18 protein-coding genes are annotated in these 24,303 nt (G+C 62.9%); 3 read left to right on the top strand and 15 right to left on the bottom strand.

The window, feature by feature from the left end; all coding sequences use genetic code 11:
* Positions 1–81 precede the first annotated feature (81 nt).
* From BFQ04_RS20485 to BFQ04_RS20475, 3 genes are all read left to right on the top strand, one after another.
* Positions 82–2,439, top strand: coding sequence for a DNA polymerase II (locus tag BFQ04_RS20485; RefSeq protein WP_065952321.1), 2,358 nt, complete (start codon positions 82–84; stop codon positions 2,437–2,439).
* 42 nt (positions 2,440–2,481) lie between these two features.
* Complete coding sequence (locus tag BFQ04_RS20480; RefSeq protein WP_065952320.1) at positions 2,482–3,114, top strand: glutathione S-transferase family protein; 633 nt, start codon at positions 2,482–2,484, stop codon at positions 3,112–3,114.
* A gap of 152 nt (positions 3,115–3,266) precedes the next feature.
* Positions 3,267–3,839 carry a DUF4174 domain-containing protein gene (locus BFQ04_RS20475; RefSeq protein WP_065952319.1) on the top strand — a complete coding sequence of 191 codons (573 nt, stop codon included), beginning with the start codon at positions 3,267–3,269 and terminating at the stop codon, positions 3,837–3,839.
* A gap of 115 nt (positions 3,840–3,954) precedes the next feature.
* Here the strand turns inward: BFQ04_RS20475 and BFQ04_RS20470 are convergent, their stop codons facing one another.
* The 15 genes from BFQ04_RS20470 to BFQ04_RS20400 form a co-directional block, all read right to left on the bottom strand.
* Positions 3,955–4,998 carry an acyltransferase family protein gene (locus tag BFQ04_RS20470; protein WP_065952318.1) on the bottom strand — a complete coding sequence of 348 codons (1,044 nt, stop codon included), beginning with the start codon at positions 4,996–4,998 and terminating at the stop codon, positions 3,955–3,957.
* Between the two features lie 22 nt (positions 4,999–5,020).
* Positions 5,021–6,436 (bottom strand): murein biosynthesis integral membrane protein MurJ, encoded by a 1,416-nt coding sequence (gene murJ, locus BFQ04_RS20465; protein WP_065952317.1) that lies wholly within the window; start codon positions 6,434–6,436, stop codon positions 5,021–5,023.
* Positions 6,436–7,869, bottom strand: a complete 1,434-nt coding sequence (locus BFQ04_RS20460; protein WP_065952316.1) for an O-antigen ligase family protein — start codon at positions 7,867–7,869, stop codon at positions 6,436–6,438. The genes murJ and BFQ04_RS20460 overlap by 1 nt, the downstream gene beginning before the upstream one ends.
* Entirely contained in the window at positions 7,866–8,969 is a 1,104-nt protein-coding gene (locus BFQ04_RS20455) for a glycosyltransferase family 4 protein (protein ID WP_065952315.1), read from the bottom strand. Before BFQ04_RS20455 ends, BFQ04_RS20460 begins: the two co-directional genes overlap by 4 nt.
* Positions 8,960–10,177, bottom strand: a complete 1,218-nt coding sequence (locus BFQ04_RS20450; RefSeq protein WP_065952314.1) for a glycosyltransferase family 4 protein — start codon at positions 10,175–10,177, stop codon at positions 8,960–8,962. The genes BFQ04_RS20455 and BFQ04_RS20450 overlap by 10 nt, the downstream gene beginning before the upstream one ends.
* 8 nt (positions 10,178–10,185) lie before the next feature.
* Positions 10,186–11,514 (bottom strand): cellulase family glycosylhydrolase, encoded by a 1,329-nt coding sequence (locus BFQ04_RS20445; RefSeq protein ID WP_065952313.1) that lies wholly within the window; start codon positions 11,512–11,514, stop codon positions 10,186–10,188.
* A complete protein-coding gene (locus BFQ04_RS20440; RefSeq protein ID WP_065952312.1) occupies positions 11,504–12,694 on the bottom strand; it encodes a glycosyltransferase in 1,191 nt (396 codons plus the stop codon). Before BFQ04_RS20440 ends, BFQ04_RS20445 begins: the two co-directional genes overlap by 11 nt.
* Positions 12,694–14,685, bottom strand: coding sequence for a GumC family protein (locus tag BFQ04_RS20435; protein ID WP_065952311.1), 1,992 nt, complete (start codon positions 14,683–14,685; stop codon positions 12,694–12,696). Before BFQ04_RS20435 ends, BFQ04_RS20440 begins: the two co-directional genes overlap by 1 nt.
* A gap of 14 nt (positions 14,686–14,699) precedes the next feature.
* The gene (locus BFQ04_RS20430) at positions 14,700–15,476 is read right to left on the bottom strand and encodes a polysaccharide biosynthesis/export family protein (RefSeq protein ID WP_065952310.1); all 777 of its coding nucleotides are present in this window, start codon (positions 15,474–15,476) and stop codon (positions 14,700–14,702) included.
* Positions 15,477–15,505: 29 nt separating this feature from the next.
* A complete protein-coding gene (locus BFQ04_RS20425) occupies positions 15,506–16,417 on the bottom strand; it encodes a glycosyltransferase family 2 protein (RefSeq protein ID WP_065952309.1) in 912 nt (303 codons plus the stop codon).
* Between the two features lies 1 nt (position 16,418).
* Positions 16,419–17,879, bottom strand: a complete 1,461-nt coding sequence (locus BFQ04_RS20420) for a mannose-1-phosphate guanylyltransferase/mannose-6-phosphate isomerase (RefSeq protein ID WP_065952308.1) — start codon at positions 17,877–17,879, stop codon at positions 16,419–16,421.
* Positions 17,879–19,318: an undecaprenyl-phosphate glucose phosphotransferase gene (locus BFQ04_RS20415; RefSeq protein ID WP_065952307.1), complete on the bottom strand. Its 1,440-nt coding sequence runs from the start codon at positions 19,316–19,318 to the stop codon at positions 17,879–17,881. Before BFQ04_RS20415 ends, BFQ04_RS20420 begins: the two co-directional genes overlap by 1 nt.
* Before the next feature lie 393 nt (positions 19,319–19,711).
* Positions 19,712–22,195, bottom strand: coding sequence for a TonB-dependent siderophore receptor (locus BFQ04_RS20410; protein WP_065952306.1), 2,484 nt, complete (start codon positions 22,193–22,195; stop codon positions 19,712–19,714).
* Between the two features lie 101 nt (positions 22,196–22,296).
* Positions 22,297–23,247, bottom strand: coding sequence for a FecR domain-containing protein (locus BFQ04_RS20405; protein ID WP_065952305.1), 951 nt, complete (start codon positions 23,245–23,247; stop codon positions 22,297–22,299).
* Complete coding sequence (locus BFQ04_RS20400) at positions 23,234–23,749, bottom strand: sigma-70 family RNA polymerase sigma factor (RefSeq protein ID WP_065952304.1); 516 nt, start codon at positions 23,747–23,749, stop codon at positions 23,234–23,236. The genes BFQ04_RS20405 and BFQ04_RS20400 overlap by 14 nt, the downstream gene beginning before the upstream one ends.
* Between the last annotated feature and the right edge of the window lie 554 nt (positions 23,750–24,303).

The raw sequence follows: 24,303 nt of genomic DNA, 5'->3' as shown, positions 1-24,303 counted from the left end.
GTGAGATGACAGTTAACGTGCCGCCTCTACCGGATGCCGAGTAGAATCACGCCCTGAAAGCAATTGCCGAGGTGCGGTACGGTGGATTTACAGCAGGGTTTTGTCCTGACCCGGCATTGGCGTGACACTCCGGCGGGTACGCAGGTCAGCTTCTGGCTGGCGACCGACCAAGGGCCTCGGTGCATTCGCCTACCCGTGCAGACCTCGGTGATGTTTATCCCCGAGATCCATCGCAAGCCGCTGGGCTGGCTGCTCAAGGACGAGCGCGATATCGAGTTGCGCGCGTTGCAGTTGTGCGATTTCCACCACCGCCCGGTCCTGGGGCTCTACGTCCGGCAGCACCGCCAACTGATGGACATCGAAAAACGCCTGCGCAGCGCCGGGGTCGATGTCTATGAAGGCGACGTGCGGCCGCCCGAGCGCTACATGATGGAACGCTTTATCACCGCCCCAGTGTGGTTCGGCGGCACCGCGGATGCAGGCGGCATCCTGCTCGACGCCCAGATGAAGCCCGCCCCCGACTACCGCCCGCCATTGAAGCTGGTGTCCCTGGACATCGAAACCACGGCGCAGGGCGACCTCTATTCCATCGCCCTTGAAGGCTGCGGCGAGCGCCAGGTGTACATGCTCGGGCCACCCAATAAGCGCGATGCGGTGGATTTCAAGCTCGACTATTGCGACACCCGCGCCCAGCTGCTTGAACGTCTCAACCAATGGCTGGCCCTCCACGATCCGGATGCGATCATTGGCTGGAACGTGGTGCAATTCGACCTGCGCGTACTGCACGAACATGCCCAGCGCCTGAACGTGCCGCTCCTGCTCGGGCGCGGCGGTGAAGCCATGACCTGGCGCGAACACGGCAGCCGCAATCACTACTTCGCCGCGGCGGCAGGCAGACTGATCATCGACGGCATCGAAGCCCTGCGTTCGGCCACCTGGAGCTTCGAGTCGTTCAGCCTGGAGAACGTCGCGCAAACCCTGCTGGGCGAAGGCAAGGACATCTCCACGCCTTACCAGCGCATGGACGAAATCAACCGCATGTTCGCCGAGGACAAGCCTGCCCTGGCGCGCTATAACCTCAAGGACTGCGAGTTGGTCACGCGGATTTTCGAAAAGACCGACCTGCTCGAGTTCCTGCTCGAACGCGCCAGCGTCACCGGCCTGCCTGCCGACCGCAATGGCGGTTCCGTCGCGGCGTTTACCCATCTCTACATGCCGTTGATGCATCGCCAGGGCTTCGTCGCGCCCAACCTCGGCGACAAACCGCCCCAGGCCAGCCCCGGCGGCTTTGTCATGGATTCACGCCCGGGCCTCTATGAGTCGGTGCTGGTGCTGGACTACAAAAGCCTCTACCCGTCGATCATCCGCAGTTTTCTGATCGACCCGGTGGGCTTGATCGAAGGCCTCAGGCATCCAGACGACAGCGCCTCGGTGGAAGGCTTTCGCGGCGCGCGCTTCTCCCGCACCCGCCATTGCCTGCCGTCCATCGTCACGCGGGTTTCCGAAGGCCGCGAAGTGGCCAAGCGCGAACACAATGCGCCATTGTCCCAAGCCCTGAAGATCATCATGAATGCCTTCTACGGCGTGCTCGGTTCCAGCGGCTGCCGGTTCTTCGATACGCGGCTGGCGTCGTCGATCACGATGCGCGGGCACCAGATCATGCGCCAGACCCGTGAGCTGGTTGAGGCCCAGGGCTATGAAGTGATCTACGGCGACACCGACTCCACGTTCGTCTGGCTCGGCAGCGGCCATTCCAACGAGGACGCCGGTCCTATCGGCCAGGCGCTGGTGCAGCACGTCAACGACTGGTGGCGCAGCCATCTGCACAGCGAATACGGCCTGCAAAGTGCCCTCGAGCTGCAATACGAGACCCATTTCAGCCGCTTCCTGATGCCGACCATTCGCGGCGCGGAGGAGGGCAGCAAGAAGCGCTACGCCGGCCTGGTGGTGCGCGGCGATGGCAGCGAAGAGATGGTCTACAAAGGGCTGGAAACCGTGCGCAGTGACTGGTCGCCCCTGGCGCGGCAATTCCAGCAGGAGCTCTATCGGCGCATCTTCCATCGCCAGCCGCATCAGGATTATGTCCGCGATTATGTGCGTCGCACCTTGAGCGGTGAACTCGACGACCTGCTGATCTACCGCAAGCGCCTGCGCCGAGCGCTGCATGACTACGAACGCAACGTCCCGCCCCATGTGCGCGCCGCACGCCTGGCCGATGAATACAACGACCGCCTCGGGCGCCCGCGCCAGTACCAGCGCGGCGGCTGGATCAGCTATGTGATCAGCGTCAACGGTCCGGAGCCGCTGGAGGTGCGGCAAGCGCCGATCGACTACGATCATTATGTGACCCGGCAATTGCAGCCCGTGGCGGATGCGATCCTGCCGTTCGTGAACGATGATTTTGGCACTTTGGTGGGCGGTCAGATGGGCCTGTTCTAGGCGAACGCCCGCATAACCCCCGTCTCTCAGGAGCAAATGTCCATGTACACACTCTACGGCACCGACGAGTCCGGTTCCTGCATGATCGAAATCGCCCTGCAACGCTGCGCCGTGCAGTGGCATCGCGTGGAGGCCAGTTCCTGGCAGGACGGCGAGGGCAGCGAAGCCCTTGCGCGCATCAATCCCTTGAAACAGATTCCCACCCTGGTCACCCCCGATGGCCAGGTGCTGACCGAAAGCGCCGCCATCCTGATCCACCTGGGCCTTGAGTATCCCCAGGCCGACCTGCTGGCCGGCAACCGCGCGCAGATTCTGCGCGGCCTGCTGTATATCGCCGCCAATTGCTATTCGGCCATCGGCATCATCGACTACCCGCAACGCTGGCTGGGCGACGCGGATGAGACCCTGCAAGCGCAACTGATCACCGGCACGCGGCGCTATCTGCATCAGGCCTGGGTAGTGTTCGCCGACCAGTTTGCCGACCAGTTGTTCACGCACGACAACATCCCCAACGCGCTGGGCATCATGGCGGCGGCGGTGTCGCGCTGGGATGACGCGCGGGAAGCGCTGCACAATTTGGCCCCGGGTTTTGCCCATACCCTGGAGCGGGTGGACGCCGACCCGGTTGTGCAACCCGTATTCGCCCGGCATTGGCCGGATTGGCAGGTCTCGTAATCAGAGGAAACAATGGCCTCACTGCCCTGCAAACCCTTGCGTAGCGTGCGCCCTGACCTACGCTTCTCAACGTGGCGTAGGAATCATCCTTGAATTTGACTGTCGCAGACATGAAACTCAAGAACCCTGCATGGAATTCAAAGGAGGTGCGCATGCTCATCCGGTCGCTGACCCTGGCTACCTTGATGGCTTTTACGGGGCCGTTGTTGGCTGCCGATGATAATCCGCTCAAGCTGGAGCTGGGCAAAACCCGCCCTCTGGTCGTGGTGGAACTCGATGCGGGTAACCCGACGTTGGCCACGCTCAAGAAACAACTGGAAGAGCCTGCCACCAAGCAGTCCTTCGAAGAGCGCAGCATGGTGCTCTACACCGTGAAATTCGGCAGCATCGGTGCCGAAGGCGAGAAGTTCGCCAAGGACCCCAAGGACAGCAAAAAGCTCACACCGCCTGAGACCAATGCGCTGATCCGCGCCCTCAAACTCGGTGTCGGCAGCGGCACCAAGGTGATCCTGGTGGGCAAGGACGGTGACAAGAAACTCGAGAAGAACGTGCCGCCGGATACGCTCGATCTGAAAGAGTTCTTCAGTACCATCGACCAGATGCCGATGGCCGAGAAAGAGGCGGCTGCCGCGCCGGAACCCGCACCGGTCGAACCCGTGCCAGCCAAGGGCGCGAAACCGGCCAAACCCGGCAGCAAGCCTGCGCCGCAACAACTGGACGACTGAGCGTACAGATCCAAATGTGGGAGGGGGGCTTGCCCGCGAAGACGTCGGCCCAGCCAACATCGATGTTGGTTGACCCACCGCTATCGCGGGCAAGCCCCTCCCACATCAGTCCTGCTTAAGGTTTAGGCGCCTTGCGCAGCGGAAACGGGAAGTAGAAAAACCGCAGGAATGCCACCCGCTTGATCACTTCGCCGATCAGCAATGGCACCACCACCGCCACCACAAAGCCCACACACGCCGCCATGAGCGGATGCAGGCCCAGGCGCTCCATGAGGTCGAAAGTCTTGTGCTGGATCTCGCCGTGGAAGATCAACAGGATCAAGGTGGATTGGCCGATATAGGTCATCACCCGGGTCAGCAGGGTCGACACCATCAACACCCGCGCCAGCGCCCAGCACAGGTACACGCCGATCACCGCCAGCAGGCTGGTCCACAACCAGTGGTCGTAACGGCGCTGCGCCAGGTCCATGGTGTCGTGGCTATAGAGGAACACCGCGGCGAACAGCGCCACCGCAATCAGTAGCGTTAGCAGCGAGCCCTCATGCCGGCGCAGCCAATCGCGCAGCAGGTAGCCGTAGATGAAGTAGGTGCTGCTGATCAGCGTCACGTCGAGGCTGAAGGGCAGGCCGGGCATTGTCCAGGTCTGCTCGCCGACGCTGACCGGCAATTGCCAGAACCACGGCAGCACCCAGATGCCGAGCAACAGTTGCGCGCCGGCCAGCACGCAAGCGCCCGGCAACGGCAGCTTCAGGCGCTGGATCAGCCGCAGCATCAGCCAACTGAACAGGATCGCCACCCAGAAGTGCGGCAAAAACCACAACGCCTGCCACGGGATGGTATCCACCGAGGCGTAAAACACGCCGCCGATGTCCGGCAGCAACGGCTGCCCGCGCAGCACAGCGCGCACGATCACATACACCAACATGGTGAAGAAGAACGGCTTGAGCAAGCCATCGGCCTTGCGCACCGCCATCTCCACGAACGGCTGCTCGGGCTTGAAGAACACCCCGGACAAAAAGAAGAACAACGGCAGCACGAACGAGGCAATGATTGGGTAGAGCAAATCCACCGAGTTGGCGACAAACCAACTGTGGGCGTACACGATAACCAGGATACCGATGCCTTTGGCGATATCCATTTGAATCCAGCGATGTTTCATTTGAGTCTTCCCGAACAATCATTCACGCCTTGCGCCACGGCTTCAGCCACAGCCACAGCCCCATACCCAGCAACACTATCGCGCCTGCCAGGGTGCTCAAGCCCAGTTGCAGCCACACGCCTTCGATTCGAAACAACAGCAGCGCCGCCAGCCCCATCAGTACGGTGCTGATCAGCCAATGCCGGGCCCACGGCAGGGCGCCGAGCAACGCCTGGCGTTGCATCAGCAGCAGCGCGGTACAGACCACGCCCGCCAGCGCCGCCAGCGGAATGCCAGCCAAACCAAACACAAACGGCAGCACGCCCAGCAGCAGCACGTTGACCAGGCTGCCGAGCAGTTCGCAGCGCAGCGGCTGACGCGTATCGCCGGCGGCGTAGGCGTAACGCGCGAGCAGGGCGTTCCATGCACCGAACACCAGGGGCACGGCAAACCATGCCAGCAACGGCGGCAGCGGCGAGCCCGCCGCCTGGTTGGGCAGCAGCAGCGCCACCAGGCTCGGTGCCGCCGCCACCAGGCCGACGCCGGCCGGCAGGGTCAGCACGCTGGCGGTTTCCAGGCCGCGCTTGAGCAGGGCCAGGCGTTCATCGCCCTGGCGTCGGCTCATCATCCCCAGCAGGACTTGATTGAGGCTCATCAGCGCAATCAGCGGCAGGTTCATCAGCTTGCGTGCCAGGTTGACCCAGGTCACCGCGCCTTCCCCCAACAGCGACGCCACCAGGCGCTCGATCAACGCCAGGCCCTGACTGGCACCGTTGCTCAGCAACAGCGGGCCGATGCGCTGGCCCAGTTCGCGCAAGGGGACGAGCGACAGCTGCACGCGCCAGGGTCGCCAGCCCTGGCGCCAGAGCGACGGCAGCAGCGCCAGTGGCATCAATGCGCTGCCGACCAGGCAGGCCAGCGCCAGGCTGTGCGGCTGGCTGGCGGTGCCTGCCACTGCGAGGTACGTCACCGGCGGCAGGTTGAACAGCAGCGAGCCCAACCCCGCCAGCACGAAGCGCTCGCTGGCCTGCAATGGAACACTGAACAGCGCATGCAGCATCAAGCCCGGTACACACCACGCCACGATCTGCAGGTTGCTGGCGGCCAGGGCCGTGGCGCCGGCCGCCAGTCCAGGGCCGAGCACCTGTACCAGCCAGGGCGCCAACAGCATCAGCAACAGGCTGGTGAACAGGGCGATCAGCATCAATGCCGGAAACAGCACCGCCAGCCAGTCCAGGCGTTCGTCGTCCTCGCGTTGCAGATACAGCGGCAACGCGGCGGCGCTCAATACGCCGCCGGCCAGCGACATGCGCAGCGCCTCGGGCAGGAACAACGCGATCAGAAACGCATCACTGCGCTCGCCCGCGCCCCAGGCCGCCACCAGCAGCCACTCGCGCGCAAACCCCAGGCACAGACCCAACAGAGTTGCCACGGTCAGCCATGCGGCAGAACCGAGCATCAGGACCGCGCGCCATCAAGTACTGGCTTGCGAAACGCCACCGTTTTGACCTGGGGCAGGCGCGCCGGGAACAAGCGGCGCGCCTCCAGCACGTTAATCCCCACCATCAGCCAGAACAGCGCCACCATCACCACGGCAAAGCTGAAGTAGTGGTCAAACAAACCGCTGACCAGCGCCGACAGAATCCCGGCCGTGCTGCCCAGCCACAGCGCATTGTCCTTGGTCAGGCGGATCGGGCCTTTTTCCGGCCGGGCTTCACGCCACCAGCGCACGGTGACGGCGATAAACAACAGCATGCCGACCACGCCGGTCTTGTAGATGAAGTTCAGCCACAGGTTGGAGATCCCCAGCAACTGCGTACCCGGTACCGGCGGGTCGACCTTGAAACCGATGCCGAACGGGTACGCCGCCACGGCCTGCGGGAACATGCGGTACTCGTCGAAACGCACTTCGGTACTGGCGTTGCTCGACGAGAAAATCGTCGCCAGGCGCTCCTGCAACGGCGGATACGCGATGACCAGCGCCACGGTCAGCGCCGCGCCGATCATCAGCAAGCGACCGGTGTAAGGCACGCGCCGGGTGGCCAGCCATATCAGCACCAGCGCCAGGCTGACCATCGCCCCCCGGCTGCTGGCCAGCAGCAATGCCGCCGCCCCCAGGCACGCCACGCCCAGTCCCAGCGCGCGTTTCCAACCCTGTTCGGTCATGCCGTAACAGAAGGCCAGCGGCAGCAGCAGCGCCATGATTCCGCCGATGGCATTCGGGTGCATCCACGGCGAACCCATACGCGACGACATGGCTTCCAGGCCGAATTTCAACATGTCGAAGTTACCGTAATTGAGCAGCGCCAGGATCGGCGCAATTCCCGCCCCGGAGCGCGTGCGCACGAACACCGCGATCGACATCACCAGCATTGCCAGGGTGCCCAGCAGCAAGGCGATCACCAGGCTTTCGCGGCGCTTGTAGTCGACCAACAACCTGGCCGCGAGAAATACCCCTGACAGGTTCAGCAACCAGCGCAGCCAGTTGGCCACGCCGCTGGTTTCGGCGTGGATGCTGACCTGGCCGACAATGAACGGGAACACACTGAACAGCATCAGCCACAGCAGCATCTGGTCGGTGGGACGGCGGGCCAGGCGCGGCGCATCCGGCAGGCGTGACAGAAAACCGTGCCACAGCACCGCGCCCCAGGTCAGCGCAAGGATCGCTTCGCTCACGGTACTGCGGATGCCCAGGTTGAGCGTGGAGTAGGGCATGAAGGTCGCGACCAGGGCGAACAGCAAAAAGCCCCAGAAGGGAAAGCGCAGGATGGTCACCGCCGCCGCCAGGCCAATCACGGCGAGAAACGCTTTGGCCGGTGACAGCACCAGGGCGACCACGCCAAACAGCGCGCCGAGGAGGATAGCGACGAGGCTTGCCAGGGAGAGTCTCATTTCAGCTCCTCGATCAGTTCGGCCAGGCGCCGGCGATAGGCGTGTTGATTGAAACGTGCGGCCCATTGGCGATGGTCTTCGGGGGTGCCTTCATCGCCGCGCTCACCCAGGCTCAGCATCAGCTGTACCAACGCAGGGCCATCGGTGGGCGAAAAGCGCGGCGCCGACGGCGGGGTGATTTCGTCCAGCGAGGTGCCGCTGGCCACGGCCACGGGGGTGCCGACGCTCAACGCTTCAATCACCGGCAAACCGAAACCTTCAGCGTAGGAGGGTTGCCATACACGTGACGCCTGGCGGTACAGCCCGTGCAACTCGGCATCAGAGACGCCACTCAGCGCATGAATGCCCGCCAGGGTGCGCTGGGCGTCGGGCAAATGCTCCAGGCTGCCCACCAGCACCAATTCCGGCACGTTGACGGACAGGCGCCGCGCCTGCTGCCAGGCATCCACCAGGAACGGCACGTTCTTGCGCAATTCACGGGTGCCGACCAGCAGCCAGAAGCCCTTGGGCAGTGGGCGCGCCGACAGGTCCGCCGCCGGTTCGTTGAACCCGTCCACCTGATTGGGCAGCACGCGAATCTTGCCCGCTGCCTGAGGAAACAACCGCGCGGTTTCGTCGGCGCTGTACTGGGAGGGCGTCCACACCCGGTCGGCGCTACGCACGGCATAGGCAATCGACAGCCGATCGGTGGTCTTGTACACCAGTGCCTTCAGGCGGCTGGCGTGGTAGTTGTCCAGCGTGATCTGGAACAGGTCGTGCAGCAGCACCACGGTACGCAACCCTGTGGGCCGGGGCGGCAACGGCAGGCCCATATTGAAGGTGCTGATGTACAGATCGATGTGCTGTTCGCGCAGGGCGCGGGGTAAAAAACCGGCTTCGAAGCGCAGGCGATTCTGCGGCTGGTGCATCGCCGTTTTCGCGCAGCCCCAGGCCGGGCAGTGCGCCTGCAACCGCGTTTGATCGCCCCGGGGCGCCACGGTAAAGCGCTCCAGTTCCAGGTCCGGCAAACTGCGCAGGGCGCTTTCCAGCGCATACACCTGGCGGCTGATGCCCGATTGCGGTGAGGTGCCGACGGTGCGGTAATCCAGGCCTACACGCATACGGGCTCCTTTTGATTGAGCGGCGAGAGGGTAGCGTACACCTGCTCCAGTTGGCTGGCGGCAACGCTCCAGTCATGGGCCCGCCGCACATAGGCGCGGCCGGCTTCACCCATGGGCGCGGCGGCTTCGGGCGATTGCAGCAGGCGTACCACGGCGTCCGCCAGGCTGACGGCGGTTTGCCCGCCGAGATAATCCAGGCCGTCCACCAGGTCCAGGCCCGACACCCCCTGTTCGGTGCTGGCCAGGGGCAGGCCGGCGGCCAGCGCTTCGAGCACCTTGAGCTTGGAACCACCGCCATGGCGCAACGGCGCGAGAAACACCGAACAGGTCGATTGCAGGCTCAACAGGTCTGGCACAAAGCCTTGCCATTCGATGCGCGGGTCCTGCCAGCGTTCGCGCCAACTGGCGGGCATGCCGAAGCCGCACACGCTCATGCGCGCGTCGGGGCAGTGTTCCCAGACTTTGGGCAGGATTTCATCCAGGGCCCATTCGATGGCATCCACATTGGGCGCGTACTCATAGTTGCCCAGGAACAACACGCGGCGGGTCGACGGGTCAGGACGGGCAGCGGCGAAGTGATCGCAGTCCACGCCATTGACCACCACCGGCACCGGTTTGCCGGCGATTTTTTCCAGCACCTGCGCATCGCTGTCGGTGACCGCCACCACCTGGGTGGCCTGACGCATCACGCGACGTTCCCAGCGCGTGTAGCGCCATTGGTCATAGCGAATGAACGGCAGCGCCCAACGCGGCAAGCGGTCGTAGGTGGCCGCACCGAGCGCCGACTCAACATTGTGTTCGGTCAGCACGAAAGGTTGGGATTGACGCACCAGGGCCTCTTCATAAGGTTGGAAGGTGTAGGTGTGCTCGACCTGCACCACGTCCCAATGTTCATTGAGCAGTTGGTTGAACCGGTCCTGCAGCGCGCTCGACAGGCCGTTGACGCTGGCCAGCAACGGGTAAGGCGCAAACAGCCCGGCCACCAGGGTCTTCACGCTGCGCAGCGAGCGGCGCGGCAGGATGATCAATTGATCGAGAAACGCCTCCAGCAACTGGCGATCGGCCAGCGACACCGGGTGCTTGTCGTGCAGCAGCAGGGTGATCCGGTGCCCACGCGCCGCCAGGCTGCGCAGCAGATGGAACTGGCGCGTCTTGCCGCCGCTGGTGGCGGGCCAGGGCGAGTAGGGCAGGATCCATAAAATGCGCATGGCGGGCTTCAATCCCATAACAGAATTTGCAGGTTCGACTTGACCGGGACAGTCAACCCATTGGTGCCGCTCACCGGTGTCTGCGTGCCGCGCAACGGGTCGTACAACGTCGCGCTGGCGAGGTTCGGCAAGTGCGCGTTACCGCCACGGGCCGACCAGAAAAACCACAGCTTGCGCCCGTCGGCACGGGTCCAGCCGATGCTGAACAGGCCGTCGGGCAATTGGTCGGCGGTGGGCGGATCGCCGGGGGTCAGTCGCGGGCCACTGACGTCGAGGAAATTTTTCAACGCGGTGTAGACCGGCTTGGGCTTGGCGTCGATATCAAGCAAGCCGTAGGCGCGGTCGCGCACGCTGGCGCGCTGGTCCAGGTCGCTCAGGGTAAACAGGAAAATCTTGTCGAAATCCAGCGCGCTCATCAGCGCCAGGCGGCGTATCACATAATCGGCCTGGCCCTGTTGGGTGATGATGTCCTGGGCTTCCTTGGGCCCGAGGTAGTTCGACCAGCCCCACTCGGTGCTCCACAGGGTTTTCACGCCGCTGTTGCGCAGCTTCTGGTTGAGGGCGGTGGTCTTGGCCACGAAGTCGAGGTTGGCCGGGTCGTTGCCCTCGGGCAGTTGCGTGTAAGGGTGGTAGGACATGACGGTGTTCAGGCTCGGCACGCCTAGGGCATCGAGGGCATCGAGCATGGTCTGGCCGTTGGGCATTTCGCTGAAAAACGCCATGCCGGCGGCCACCACCGGTTTGTTCGGGGCGACAGCGCGCAGTGCGGCGGCGGTGGTGCGCAGCAGCGTGGCATAACCGGCCGGGTCCGCCGCCGGGCGCCAGAAGCCCAGCAGGTTCGGCTCGTTCCACACCTGCCAGGCGTCGACGCTGGGGTAGCGCTGGGCCAACAGCGCCATGCGCAGCGCAAACACATTCGGGTCTCGCGGCGGGTATTGATCCTGGTAGGGCGCGCCCACCGGCGCGGTGGTGATAAAGGGCGCCGAGCCGACCAGGTAAAACACTGACTTGAGCTGGTTGTCTTCAAGCCTGGTCACCAACTGGTCCAGGGTCGCCACCTGGTACTGGTCGGCAACCGGCTCCAATTGGTCCCAATGCAGGTCCAGGCGCACCCATTCCAGGCCCAGCTCCTTGAGGCGGTCGATTTGCAACTGGTAACGCTCGGGGCTGAACCACAGGAACTGCGCGTTGACGCCGAGGAAATCCTTCCACACCACCACCTTGTTGCCTTTGAGCACATGGCTCTCGGCGTCGGCCTGGCGCCCCCAGATAAAGGCGGTCAGCCCCAGGGCGGCGACCAGCGCAAGGGTGGCGAAATAAGTCCGTTTACGTGCCATACGGGGCCCCCGCAATTGCCTGTTCGAAGAGCTGCTTGAAGTGCTGCGCCGTCAGCGGCCATAAGCGTTCGCGGCCGATGGCGCCGGCGCGTTCGGCCCAGTCCCGGGCCAGGGTCGGCGTACGGGCCAGGCGCAACAACTGCTCGCCCAGCGCGGCCACATCGCCTTCGGGATAGATCGCGCCGTTGCCGCTGGCGACTTCCTCGGCAAACGCCCGCGCATCGGAGGTAATCGCCCCGCGCCCGCACGCGGCGGCCCAGGACAGCGCGCCACTGGTGCCGCGTTGGCGGCCGAGCAGGCCGAGTTTTTTCGATTCGCGATACGGCAGCACCATCACATGGTGGGCCTGGATCGTCTGGGCAATCTCGTCAGCCGGCAGGTTCAGCCGCCAATCGATGACGCCTGCCAGGCCGAGGTCGGCGATCTGGCGGTTCAACTGCTCCAGGTAATTGCCGCCCGCGCCAAACGCCATTTCGGCGGCAGTGCCACCGGCCAGGGTCAGGCGCACACGGTCACGCAATTGGGGGGCTTGCTCGAAGACGGCGGCCAGGGCCTGCAACAGGTCTTCAATGCCTTTGCCACGGTAGATGAAACCGAAATACAACAGGTGCAGCGTATCCAGCGGCGGCAAGGCCACGGCTGCAATCGCCAGGTTGGCGTGATGGATGACCGCCACCTTGCCGGCCGGCAGTTGCATACGCTGGCTGAGGCAATCGGCGCCCAGGCGGGTCAGGGTAATCAACCGCGTCAGGCCCCGCGCGACCTGGCGTTCTTCACGCAGGGTCAGCGGGTCTGCCAGCACCACTGCCGCCTGCGGCAACGGGCTGGGCAGGCGCTCCAGCAGGTTGAGCGGGAAGGGCAGGTGCTCGCGCCGCCACACGATGCGCTCGGGGTCATGCACGGTGGCCGTCAGCGGCAGGTCAGGGTAGCCCTTGCGCAACTCGCGCAAGGCCAGGAACTCTCCCAGGCGCCCGCCGCCCAGCTCGGCGTGGACCAGGTCCACGCTGCGCCAGTCGAACGCGGCAACGGCCTGCCTGATCGCCGCGCTCGAGCCTTCCACGCCGCTCAACGGTGTCACCACCGTCACGCCCAGTTGCTCCAATGCCGTCTTGAAATGGTTCGCATAGTCGGCGATCCCGTTTTTTTCCGGCGGCAAAGGTGCAAGCAGGGCGATGCGCATCAGAACGCCCCCCGGTATTTGGCGATGGTGCGCAGTACCTTGGCCGGCACTTCGAACTTGCGCCGGTTGATGATGATGCCGTCGACTTTGCCGAATGCTGTATTGAGGATCGACAGCGCGTGCTCCACCACCGGCACCGTGCTCTTGCGGGCTTCGACCACCAGCGCGATCAGGTCGGCGCGGCGCAGGTTGACGAAGGCATCGCGGTTGTCCAGCAGCGCTGAGGCGTCCAGCAGCACCACTTCACCTGGCGCCGCCGGATCAACCCCGCCGACGCGCACGGTGATACCGTTTTCCTGAAGCAATAGGCGCAGTTGCTCCACCACGAAGGTCACCCCTTCACCGTGGCGCGCCGAGGTCAGCCCGAGGGTCAGGCCGCGTTCGGCCACCCGGTCCAACTGCAACAGGCCGTACAACCGGTAGATGCTCGCATTGAACGCGTTGGTGCCTTGCGCGGTGCTGGTGTCCAGCTCCGGCAGCGTGGTCCACAACGGCAGGCCGAACTTGCGTTCCACCAGGCCACCATCGTGAATGCGTTGATCGAGCAGGTAGCACAGGTAGACCACCAGCAGGCCGACGACGATGGCGAACGGGATCGCCAAAAACAGCATCAGCAGGGTTTTCGGGAAAATGCGGCCTGGGTTCAGGGTGGCTTCCTCGATCACTGCAATGTTGCTGATCTGGCTGTTATCCAGCTCACGGTCGATGCGCGATTTTTCCAGGTTATCCACGTACAGCGCGTAGTTACGCTCGGTGGTATTCAGCTCACGGGACAGGCGCGCCAGCTCCGGCTCGATATCCAGGGCTTCCTTGCGTTGCGCTTCGAGGTTGACCAGTTGTTTCTGCTGTTGCACCAGTTGGGTACGCAACGCCAGGTTGTTGCTGGACTCATCGAGCAGCACGCGCTGCAAGTGGATTTCGAGCGTGTTCGGCGCGCGGTTTTCCGAGCTTTGCACGGTGTTGCTTTCATTCGAGACCTGGACCTGCATCGCTCGAATCGACGCGTCCAGGGCTTTGACCGGCGGCGCGTTATCGGTGTAGGTGCGCATCATGTCGGCTTTTTCCAGCAGCTTCTGGTTGAGCAGACGGCGCAAGTCCTGCTGCTGCGGGTTCAGCGCAATCTGGCGAACCGTGGTGACTTCCTTTGGCTGGGTCTTGAGCTGGGTGCGCGTGCTTGCAATGGCGCTGTCGGACGAGGCGATCAAGCGACTGGTGTTGAACGTCTCGCCCCGCAGTACGTTGATGCGTTCGGATAAATCTTCCAGGCGATCGGTAATGCTCGCTGCGCCGATCCGGTTCAGGTGAGTGAGGATCTGCTGCTTGTAGCTCTTGATTTCGGTCGCGCTGTTGGCCGCCTGACCTTCATAGAAGGCATACAGGCTCTTGCGTCCCAGGGCCTCGGTGCGTTCGTTGATGTAGGTCTCGACCCAACTCTTGACCACCGCCTGGGCGATTTGCGGGTCGCCCCATTTGAAGCTGATGTCCATCACCGTGGAGCCCGCCGCGTGGCTGACTTCAAAGTTCTTCTCCAGGCTCGCGGCGAGGCGCTCCACCGGTGTGGTCTTTTCAACGATGCCCACGGTTTCCAGCACCACCCGTACGCCGTCGAACACTGCGCCGATACCGTTTTTGACATAGAACTTGGTGCGCTTCCAGACGCCTTCCGGCGGCGGCATTTTGTCGATGACTTCCAGATAATGCTCGGCCACCGCGCGGACGATCGGGCGCCCGGTGAGCAGGCGTTCTTCATCGACAATCGGGTCGCGCTGAGTGCTGGGCATCACCAGCGCCTGGCGGTTGCTGATTTCGATCGGCAGCGTCGAGTCACGCCCCGGCTTGACCAACAGGCGCGCGGTGGATTCGTACTTGGCCGGCAGCAGGAAAGCCCCCAGCAAAATGATCACCAGCGCCGCGATGGCCGCCAGCCTGAACTCCTTGCGGAAGATGAAGAACAGGCGCAGAAGATCGCGAAAAGAACGGATCTCGATCATGGGATGTCGCTCCTTTAGTTACTGCCGCCGCTGGTTCGGGTGTAGTTGTAGCCAACCCCGATCGACTTGGTGAATGGGATCAGTTGGTTCAGGTAGGTATCCACGCCCTGGATGCGCTCGCCCACGTTGGATTTGGGCACGAACACCACGTCACCGCGTTGCAGGGGCACTTGTTTGCGCCCGTTGGGACCGGTCTTGAGGTATTGGCTGAAGTCCAGGAAGTAAGCGCGATAGACGCCCTGGGTATCTTCGCGCAGCAGCGCGACCATGCTCGCATTGCCCGCCGGGTTCACCCCGCCGGCGCCGACAATGGCTTGCTCCAGGGTGTTGGCCGAGGCGATTGCCACCGTGGTCGGGTTGTTCACCGCGCCGCCAACAATGATCGAATTGGCCGGCGCCTGGTTGATGTTCACCGTCACCCGCGGCTCGCGATACACCGGCGCGAGCTTGTTGCTGAGCTCGTCCGCCACTTCCGTCGGCGTGCGCCGGGCGACCTGGATCGGGCCCAGGAACGGGTAGTTGATCTTGCCGTCGCTTTGCACCGTGTACAGCGTCAGCTCGTAGATCGTACTGACGTTGAACGCCGACAGCGTTGGCATTTCCCCGGCGTCGCGCACGATGCGCAACTGATCGCCGACGCGGATGCGTTCCACCGCCGGCGGCAGTTGGGCAAGCTGGTCGAGGGCGCGCTTGCCTTCCTCGACGGTCTTGTCATCAGGCGCGACGATGCGCGCGGGTGTATTGCAGGCGGCCAAGGCCATCATGGCCAGGACGAGCACGGTTCGTTTCATCAAATAGGATTTCCTGTAGGTCATGATGCTCACCTCCAATAACCGGGGAACATGCTGATGCGCCGCTTGAGGGCCAGAGGTAGCCGGCGTTCCTGATGACCCAGCCGATAGCCGAGTAACTTGAACGCGCTGCGCACCAGTACTTCAGGTACGCGATGCCAGGCACCGGCTGCGCGCAATGCCGCGAATTCAGCCAGTACATAGCGTTTACCTTCACCGCCGGCATCGCCAAAGGCCTGGCGTATCCACGGTTCGCGACCGTAGAACACGCCGATGTCGAAGTAGCGGTGAAACTCGTCCATGAGCCGGTAATCGTGGGAGTGGTACACCTGCGCGGAGGCGGCGTAGCGCACGGTGTAGCCTTCGATCAGCATGCGTGCCGCAACGTAGGCGTCTTCGCTGCCGATGACATCGGCGGGGAAGCCGCCTACGGCGTGCAGGGCGCTGCGCCGATAGACGGAAAACGAATCGGAGCTGAAACAGGTCTTGATCCCCAGTTCCGGCGCATCGGTCAGGCGCTTGCTGCGGCTTTGGGCCGGGTAATTGAAGTGTCGCGACTGCGCCCCCAGCACCCCGGCATCCGGGTGCGGCAACTGGCGCCCGTAGGCCACGCCGTTGAGCGGGTCCTGCTGCAATTCAACGAGCAGGTTGGCAAAGGTTTCCGGGGTGGCCGGAATGGCGTCCTGGGTCATCACGATCAGGGCGTCACCGTTCACCTGTTCACTGGCCCAGCGCCGCGTGCCGCCGTGGTTGAAGTCGCGGGCGTCGATCACCTCGACCCGCGCGCCGTAGTCGCGAAAGCGCGCTACGGTGTCATCGCTGGAGGCGCTGTCGACTACCAGCATCTCGTCCGGCTGCAGGGTCTGCATCTTCAGCGCGGGCAGCAGCCGCGCCAGGTGGCTGGAGGCGTTACGTGTCGGGATGATCAACGAGGTGCGCATGTCACTTCTTCACTTCGGCAGGCGCACGCCCGTAGATGTCATCGAAGCGCACGATATCGTCTTCGCCCAGGTATTCGCCGCTCTGCACTTCGATCATCACCAGATCGATGATGCCCGGGTTGGTCAGGCGGTGTTTGTGTCCGGCCGGTATATAAGTGGATTCGTTGGCGTTGATCAGGAATTCACGTTCGCCATTGGTGATCTGCGCAGCGCCGCTGACCACCACCCAGTGCTCGCTGCGGTGGTGGTGCATTTGCAGCGACAGCGACGCCTGGGGTTTGACCACGATGCGCTTGATCTTGAAGCGGCTGCTTTCCTCCAGCACGGTGTAGGTGCCCCACGGCCGGGTCACGGTGCGGTGCAGGCTGAAGGCCGGATGATTCTGGCGCTTGAGTTCGGCCACGATGTAGCGCACGTCCTGGCTGCGGTTGGCGTCGGCGATCAGCAGGGCGTCGGGGGTGTCGACGATGATCAGGTCACGCACGCCGACCGCACCGAGTACGCGCTTGGGCGAATCGATGTAGCAGTTGTGCACGTCATGCAGGATCGCTTCGCCATTGACCTGGTTGCCCTGGGCATCGCTGGGGGTGAGCTGGCGCAGGGCTTCCCAGGAACCGATATCGCTCCAGCCGATGTCGCACGGCACCACGGCCACTTGCTGGGACTTTTCCATCAGCGCCACGTCAATGGAGATGTCCGGCGCGCTGGCGAAGGCGTCGCTGTCCAGTTCGCGCTGGCGCGAGGTTTTGTTTTGCAGGTGCTGGCTGTGTTCGAGGGCGGCACGCGCAGCAATCAGAACGTCGGGGGCATGGGTGTTCAGTTCATCCACCAGAGTGCTGGCCTTGAAGCAGAACATGCCGGCGTTCCACAGGTGTTTGCCGCCGTCGAGGTAGGCTTGGGCGGTGGCCAGGTCGGGCTTTTCGACAAAGCGCTTGACCCGGTTGCCCAGGCTCAGCGCTTCGCCTTTTTCGATATAGCCGAAGCCGGTTTCCGGGTGGTCAGGCTGGATGCCGAAGGTCACCAGGTAGCCGGCTTCGGCCAGTTCGCGGGCCTGGGTCACTGCCTCGGCGAAGGCGCTTTCATCGAGCACCAAGTGGTCGGCGGGCATCACCAGCAGTTGCGCGTCACCGCCGAAATGTTCCTGCACATGCAGCGCCGCCACGGCGATGGCCGCTGCGGTGTTGCGTCCGAACGGTTCGAGCAGCAGGTCCAGGGGCAGGTGGGCCTTGTTGACGCCGCGGTAGTCGTCCAGGGTGCGAAACAGCAGGTCGCGGTTGGTCACCGTCAGCACGCTTTCCACACCGGGCAGGCGTGCGGCGCGCTGGAAGGTTTTCTGCAGCAGGCTCTGGCCGTCGCGCATGCGCATGAACGGCTTGGGCATGTTCTGCCGGGACACCGGCCACAAGCGTGTGCCCGAACCACCGGAAATAATGCAGGGAATCAATCCGTTGAGGGTATTCATCAATAGACTTCCTTGGTGGAAAGGACGGCCGGGACCGTCATGAAAACGATGTACAAGTCAAACCACACCGACCATTTGGAGATGTATTCCAGGTCGTACTCGACGCGTTTCTGGATTTTGAACAGGGTATCGGTTTCGCCCCGGTAGCCGTTGATTTGCGCCCAACCGGTGATGCCTGGCTTGACCCGATGCCGCGAGCTGTATTCGCTCACCGCCAGTTCAAAAGGAATGCCTGCAGCCTTGGTTGCGGTGGCGTGGGGGCGTGGGCCGACCATGGACATGTTGCCCAGCAGTACGTTGAACAACTGGGGCAGCTCGTCGATGCTGGTTTTGCGGATGATGCGGCCGACGCGTGTGACACGCGGGTCTTGGCGGGTGGTCTGGCGTTCGGCGGTGAAGTCGCTTTGGTCAGTGAACATCGAACGGAACTTGAACACGCGGATTTCATTGTCGTTGTAGCCGTAGCGGTTCTGGCGAAACAGCACCGGGCCCTTGGAATCGAGCTTGATCGCGATGGCCGTCAACAGCATCACCGGAGACAGCACCACCAGGGCAATGCTGGCCAGCAACAGGTCTTCGCAGCGCTTGATAAAGGGCGCCCAGCCGCGCAGCGGTAGCTGCGAGGTGTTGAACATCAAGATACCGCCCACGTCGGTAATGCGGCTGTGGCCGTAGCGCAGGGCGGCCATGTCCGGCACCAGCATCACGTTCACCGACATCTGTCGCAGGCGATTGACCAGCCCAAGGATACGCTGCTCGGCAGACCACGGCAGGCAGATCATCACTTGGTTGACCTGCTCGGCGCGGATCAGTTTTTCCAGGTCGCGGGTGTTGCCCAGCAGCGGCAGGTTGCTCAGCTCCTTGGGGATGCGTTCGGTGCGGTCGTCGATAAAACCAATCAGGCCGGAGCGGATATCGCCATTGCGTTGCAGGTGGTCGGCGATATGCACGGCGGTGTCGGTGAAGCCCAGAAGCACCGTGCGTTGCAGGTATTTGCCCCGGCGCATCAGGCTGCGGTACAGGCGCAGCATCATCATGCGTTCCAGGCAGAACAGCCCAAGGCTTGCGAAGTACCAGGCCACAAGATTGCGCGGGTTCAATTGCGGGAACACCTGCAGGATCTGGTACATGAACAGCAGGATGCAGAACGCCGACGACCAGGCCACGATTTTGGCGCGCAAGCGCAGGCGGTTGCTGAACAGCTCTTCGGAATAGATGCCCAGGGCCTGGAACAAAATAATCGTCAGGAACGCGAAGAACAGCAACAGACCCAGAAAGCGCGAGCGCATTTCAAGTTCCATCGGGTCGATGAAAAACGCCAGCACCAGCGGCGGCAAAATGGCAGTCAGGCCATGGATCAACTTGACAAAAATGACAAAAAATTCAACGAAACCTGCACGAGTCAAAAACAAACTGACAACTGATGACTTCTCTCGCATACGAACATCCCTCATTGCATACCAGGTTCGCTTTGCGACTGTTCAACTGAGCAGGCGGAGCGCTACAACTGGTTAAAACGCAACCATCATCCAAGTGGAACCATCCAAATGAAGGTAGTTTTGCGGGAAAAAGGTAAAAAAAAGATTCCTTATGCGAATTGGCCAATAAATTGACGTCGTGCTGGATTTAGCATTGCTGGGAGGTAGAACAGGCTTTTGCATGTCATATGCTTGACGTTCCTTGTACTGGCACTTGGCACGGGGGGGGGTGATTTTGAGTGTAGGAACAAATGTGAGAATTTTCCTGCCAGCTGTGAAAAGGTTTTTTCGCGTGGCAGGAAAAGGGGACGCGCAGGGGCGATTAAGTGAAGCAATCGCCCCTGGGAAGGGGGGTTAGAACGTGCCTTTCAAACTGACGGTGAAATTGCGCGGTTCGCCATAAAAATTACCCCAGGACGCCGTGCCTACGGTTTGATAATAATTTTTGTCGAAGAGGTTTTTGCCGTTCAGCGCGACGGTCCACGTGTCATCCACACGGTACGCCAGGCGCGCATCCCACAGGGCATAACCGGCTTGCTCCAGCTTGATGCCTTGCAGCCGGTAATTGCTGCTCTGTGCATTGACGCCAGCTCCCACGCTCCATTTGGACAACGCGCCATCAAGCTGGTAGTCGCCCCACATGCGCAGCATGTGCCGGGGCACGTAGGTATTGGACGCGCCACCTTCAAGGCTGCTGTCGATATTCTTCAACGATTTGGTCTGGGTGTAGGTGTAGCCGCCGGACACCTGCAGACGCTCGAGCAATTGGCCGCTGACTTCGGCTTCGATGCCCTGGGCGCGTACTTTGCCGGTGTCGGTATAGCAATAGCCATCGGCGGAGGTCGGGCAAAAACTCAGGAAGTCGGTCTCGGCGCCGTTTTTCTCGATCGCGCGGAACAGCGCCAGCGAGCTGTTGAGGCGCCCGTCGAACCATTCGCCCTTGATGCCCAGCTCGTAGTTGTTGCCGATTTTCGGTTTGAGCGCTGCGCCATCGGCCGTTGCATAGGCACTCTGCGGCTGGAAGATATCGGCGTAGCTGGCGTATACCGACAGGTGCTCATTGAGGTCATAGATCAGCGCGGCAAATGGAGTGACTTCGCCGCTTTCTTTGGTGTGTGCGTCTTGCACGCTCCATTCGCCCCAGCCCAGGTTGTTTGACTGGCGGCGGTTGTCGTACCAGCTTACTCGGCTGCCGACGATAAACATCAACGGCTCGGCCAGACGCAGGCGCAGCGTGGCGTAGGTGCCGTATTGCGTGGCGGTTTCCTTGACCGTGCCGCCGCGGTACATGTTCGGCCAGAAGGTGTCATTGGCCGGTTCCGGGAAATGGTGGTCGGGTTGATAAATGCTTTGGCGCCTGGGCAAGTTCTGGATCGCGTAGATGTCGTCCTGGGTGCCACGGCTGCCGTTGGCGCCGAGGATCAATTCGTGCTCCAGGCCGAACGCTTCGAACTTGCCGTCCACGTAGGCATCGAGGCCGAAGTCCTTGTGGTCGTAATCCATCAAGGCTGCATAGGAATTGGCGGTAGGCAGCGGGTTGCCGTAAGCGATGGTGCCTTCGCTGGCGGCATACTTGGTGTCTTGCAGGTTGCGGCTGTGCACGGCGGCGACTTTGAGTGTCCAGTCGTCGTTGAAGTGATGGGTAAGGTCGGCGAAGAACGTGGCACGCCGGCTTTGCCAGTCGTTCCAGGATTGGCCCAGGCACGTGGAGCGGCTGAGCTTGGCACTCTTGCCGTCGCTGTAGCGCGGCAAGCCACCCCAGCACGGGCTGGCATCGACGTCTTCATAACTGGCGCCCAGGCCCAGAGTGGTGTCGGGGTTGAGATCGATGTCCAGCGCGCCGTAGAACGCGCGATCCTTGCGCTTGGAAATATCCATATAGGAGCCGCGATCCTGCTGGCTGAACGCCGCGCGGCCACGCACGGTGCCGCTGTCATTGAGCGGGCCACCGGTGTCGACATCGGCGCGGTAGTTGTCCCAGGTGCCGGCGGACAGCGACAGGCTGGACGTGGGCCTGGCCTGCGGTCGCTTGCGCACGAAATTCACCGCGCCGCTGGCGGTGCCGGCGCCCTTGAGCATGCCGGCCGCGCCTTTGAGCACTTCCACACGGTCATAAATCGCCATATTGGCGCTGAAACTGTCGGCTTGTACGTAGTCCTTACCCATGTCCAGCGGCACGCCGTCGTACTGGTACTGGCCAAGCATCTTGAAACCACGGGAATAGAAATACTTGCCGCCCATGGGCGATTCATAAGTGGTGATTCCCGGCGTGCGCTCCATCACGTCGTCGATGGTGGTGACGTTCTGGTCGTCCATCAATTGGCGGGTCATCACGCTTACCGACTGCGGCGTTTCGCGCAGGCTGTGTTCGCCTTTGCCAATGGTGACCGCGCCAGTGGTGTAGGCGCCGGTGCCGTCGGTCATCGCCCCCAGGCGTTCACCACTGATCATCGTGGCGCCCAGGTTCAGCGCGCCGGTATCGGCTGTTTGCGGTAGCAGCAGCCAGGTGCTGTTGCCCTGGCGTTGGGCTTGCAGGCCCTGACCCCGCAGCAATTGGCCCAAGGCGTGTTCGGGTTCAAAGCTGCCGTTGAGCCCGCTGCTGTTCTTGCCGGCGACGCTGCTGGCGTCGTAGGACAGGCTGATCCCGGCCTGTCGGGCGAACTGGTCGAGTGCCGAGGCAAGCGGGCCGGGGGCGATCCGCCAATCGCGAACCTGGGTGTCGGCGGCACTCTCGGCCAGCGCCGTCAGGGGCAGGCTGGCCCCGCCCAGGCAGGCGCCGAGCAGGGCGGCCCGTACCGCGTGCTTGAGGGATGAACGTTTGGAGGGGAACGCTTGCATGACCGCGGGTGCTCCTGAAGAAGTGGATAAATCCGGCCTGTTGATCGGCCTTTCCTTACAGGTCGAGCGGCAATGAGAATTCACCTCATTTATTTTTCCGGTTAAGCCCGCGAGGACAGGGTCACCCAATAGCGACTGTGGTAGGTCAGGTTGACCGGCAACGATTGGGCCAGCAATTGGAGCACCTGATCGGTGTCGTCCAGTTGATACGTGCCCGACACCCGCAGCGCGGCCACGGCTTCGCTGCAACGCACCAGGCCGTGGCGGTAGCGGCCCAGTTCGGCCAGGAAGTCATCCAGGCGCATGTTGTGGGCGCTGATGACACCTTCGCTCCAGGCCCAGGGATCGAGACCGTTGACCGGGGCAGGGCGCACGCCGCTGCGGTCGAACAGCACCTGTTCGCCGGGCTTGATCACGTGGCGTGCGTGAGCGGCGTGGCGGTCGGCAAACACCGCCACCGCACCCTGTTGCACCACCAGCAGCGTGCCGTGGGATTCTTCACGCACCAGAAAGCGCGTGCCGAGTGCGCGCAGGTCACCGTCGCGGGTGTGTACCCAGAACGGGCGATTATCGGCGCCGGTATTGATCAACACCTCACCCTGGCGCAGGCTCACCAGGCGCCGCTCGGCATTCAGCGCGACGTCGATAGCACTGGCGCTGTTGAGCTGCAGCTTGCTGCCCTCGTTCAACGCCACCCAGCGCCGCTCACCGGTGGCGGTGCGGTAGTCGGCCATCAGCGCGGGCAGGGGCGTGTAGTCGCGGCCCAGCCAGGTCAAACCGGCGGCACCGGCCAACAGCCCGAGCAGCTTCAAGCCATCACGACGGCTGATGCGCTGGCGCGCGCCATCCAGTGCATGGCGACCGATATGCGCGGGCAATTGGCTGAAATCGTCATTCATCGTCGCCACTCGCTGCCACGCCAGTTGATGCGCGGCGCTGGTGTGCAGCCACTGTTCAAAGGCGGCGGTGGCGGCGTCGTCAGCGCTGTTGAAGCGCAGTTTGATCATCCACTGGATCGCCTGGTCCACCAGGCGCGCATCAACAGTCGGCATAACGCAAGCGATAACAGGCATGCAGCGCCTTGGACAGGTCGCGCTCCACCGTGGCCCTGGACACGCCCAGGCGCACGGCGATCTGCGGGCAGGTCAGGCCGTCCAGTTGCGCCAGCAGGAACGCCTCACGCACCCGCGGTTTGAGTTGATCGAGCAAACGGTCGATGCGCTCCAGGCTGTCGAGGATCAGCAAGCGGGTTTCCTCGCAAGGCACTTCGACCTGTGGGAAATGCGCAAGGCTTTCCAGGTAGGCGCGCTCCAGTTCGCGACGCCGGTATTGGTCGATCATCAGACTGCGCGCAATGCTGCTCAAGTAAGCGCGTGGTTGCTGCAAGGTCTGTTGCCGGCGCGCGTTGAGCAGGCGCACGAAGGTTTCCTGGGCCAGGTCGGCGGCGTGCTCGCGGCAGCCGGTACGCCGGCTCAACCAGCCGCGCAACCAGGCATGGTGGGTTTGGTACAGCTGGCCGATGGCGGCATGGTCCAGAGGGTGATCGCTCGACATGGGCATCCCGGCGCAGCCGTCTTAATTGATAATGTTTCGCATTCTAGTCGTTGAGTGTGGGAATGGGCAATGAGTGCAGTGAGCGTGGCTTGCACCCATCACCGATCGGACGTCGAGCGCAGTTCAAAGGGTGGGAGGGGGCTTGCCTCCGATAGCGGCCTCTGGGCCAACCAGGATGCTGGATTGTACCGAGTACATATCCGTTTCTGCGGTTACGGCTGCTATTGGTTCCGCTTTTACAGCGGGTCACTTTTGGAAAAGAGCCCGGAATGCCGGCCCAGCCAAAAGTAACCAAAAAGGCTCTTGCCCCACCACTCGGCACCTCGCTTAGGCTCGGTGTGCCCGAACGCAGGCTTGAATCCGTGGGCCGCCGCCACGCGCCATCCATGGCGCGGGGCGGCTAACCCGGCGTCCTGCCGGGTTGCCCACGGATTCAAGCCTGCGTTCGGCCAGCGTGGTTTAACGGGGCGCCTAAGATCAAGATCAAGAGCCAGATCAAGATCAAGATCAAGAGCGACTCGCTGCGCATCGTGGTTAGCGTTGGGCGCTACAGA

Source organism: Pseudomonas sp. 37 R 15 (assembly GCF_900004865.1).
GTDB classification, from domain to species: domain Bacteria; phylum Pseudomonadota; class Gammaproteobacteria; order Pseudomonadales; family Pseudomonadaceae; genus Aquipseudomonas; species Aquipseudomonas fluorescens_AM.
This window is presented reverse-complemented; position numbering and strand designations above follow the sequence as displayed.

Excerpts from the sequence above, each read along its gene's own strand:
- BFQ04_RS20480 (WP_065952320.1), top strand. The coding sequence starts at position 2,482 with ATGTACACACTCTACGGCACCGACGAGTCCGGTTCCTGCATGATCGAA.
- BFQ04_RS20475 (WP_065952319.1), top strand. The coding sequence starts at position 3,267 with ATGCTCATCCGGTCGCTGACCCTGGCTACCTTGATGGCTTTTACGGGG.
- BFQ04_RS20470 (WP_065952318.1), bottom strand. The coding sequence starts at position 4,998 with ATGAAACATCGCTGGATTCAAATGGATATCGCCAAAGGCATCGGTATC.
- murJ (WP_065952317.1), bottom strand. The coding sequence starts at position 6,436 with ATGCTCGGTTCTGCCGCATGGCTGACCGTGGCAACTCTGTTGGGTCTG.
- BFQ04_RS20460 (WP_065952316.1), bottom strand. The coding sequence starts at position 7,869 with ATGAGACTCTCCCTGGCAAGCCTCGTCGCTATCCTCCTCGGCGCGCTG.
- BFQ04_RS20455 (WP_065952315.1), bottom strand. The coding sequence starts at position 8,969 with ATGCGTGTAGGCCTGGATTACCGCACCGTCGGCACCTCACCGCAATCG.
- BFQ04_RS20450 (WP_065952314.1), bottom strand. The coding sequence starts at position 10,177 with ATGCGCATTTTATGGATCCTGCCCTACTCGCCCTGGCCCGCCACCAGC.
- BFQ04_RS20445 (WP_065952313.1), bottom strand. The coding sequence starts at position 11,514 with ATGGCACGTAAACGGACTTATTTCGCCACCCTTGCGCTGGTCGCCGCC.
- BFQ04_RS20440 (WP_065952312.1), bottom strand. The coding sequence starts at position 12,694 with ATGCGCATCGCCCTGCTTGCACCTTTGCCGCCGGAAAAAAACGGGATC.
- BFQ04_RS20435 (WP_065952311.1), bottom strand. The coding sequence starts at position 14,685 with ATGATCGAGATCCGTTCTTTTCGCGATCTTCTGCGCCTGTTCTTCATC.
- BFQ04_RS20430 (WP_065952310.1), bottom strand. The coding sequence starts at position 15,476 with ATGAAACGAACCGTGCTCGTCCTGGCCATGATGGCCTTGGCCGCCTGC.
- BFQ04_RS20425 (WP_065952309.1), bottom strand. The coding sequence starts at position 16,417 with ATGCGCACCTCGTTGATCATCCCGACACGTAACGCCTCCAGCCACCTG.
- BFQ04_RS20420 (WP_065952308.1), bottom strand. The coding sequence starts at position 17,879 with ATGAATACCCTCAACGGATTGATTCCCTGCATTATTTCCGGTGGTTCG.
- BFQ04_RS20415 (WP_065952307.1), bottom strand. The coding sequence starts at position 19,318 with ATGCGAGAGAAGTCATCAGTTGTCAGTTTGTTTTTGACTCGTGCAGGT.
- BFQ04_RS20410 (WP_065952306.1), bottom strand. The coding sequence starts at position 22,195 with ATGCAAGCGTTCCCCTCCAAACGTTCATCCCTCAAGCACGCGGTACGG.
- BFQ04_RS20405 (WP_065952305.1), bottom strand. The coding sequence starts at position 23,247 with ATGCCGACTGTTGATGCGCGCCTGGTGGACCAGGCGATCCAGTGGATG.
- BFQ04_RS20400 (WP_065952304.1), bottom strand. The coding sequence starts at position 23,749 with ATGTCGAGCGATCACCCTCTGGACCATGCCGCCATCGGCCAGCTGTAC.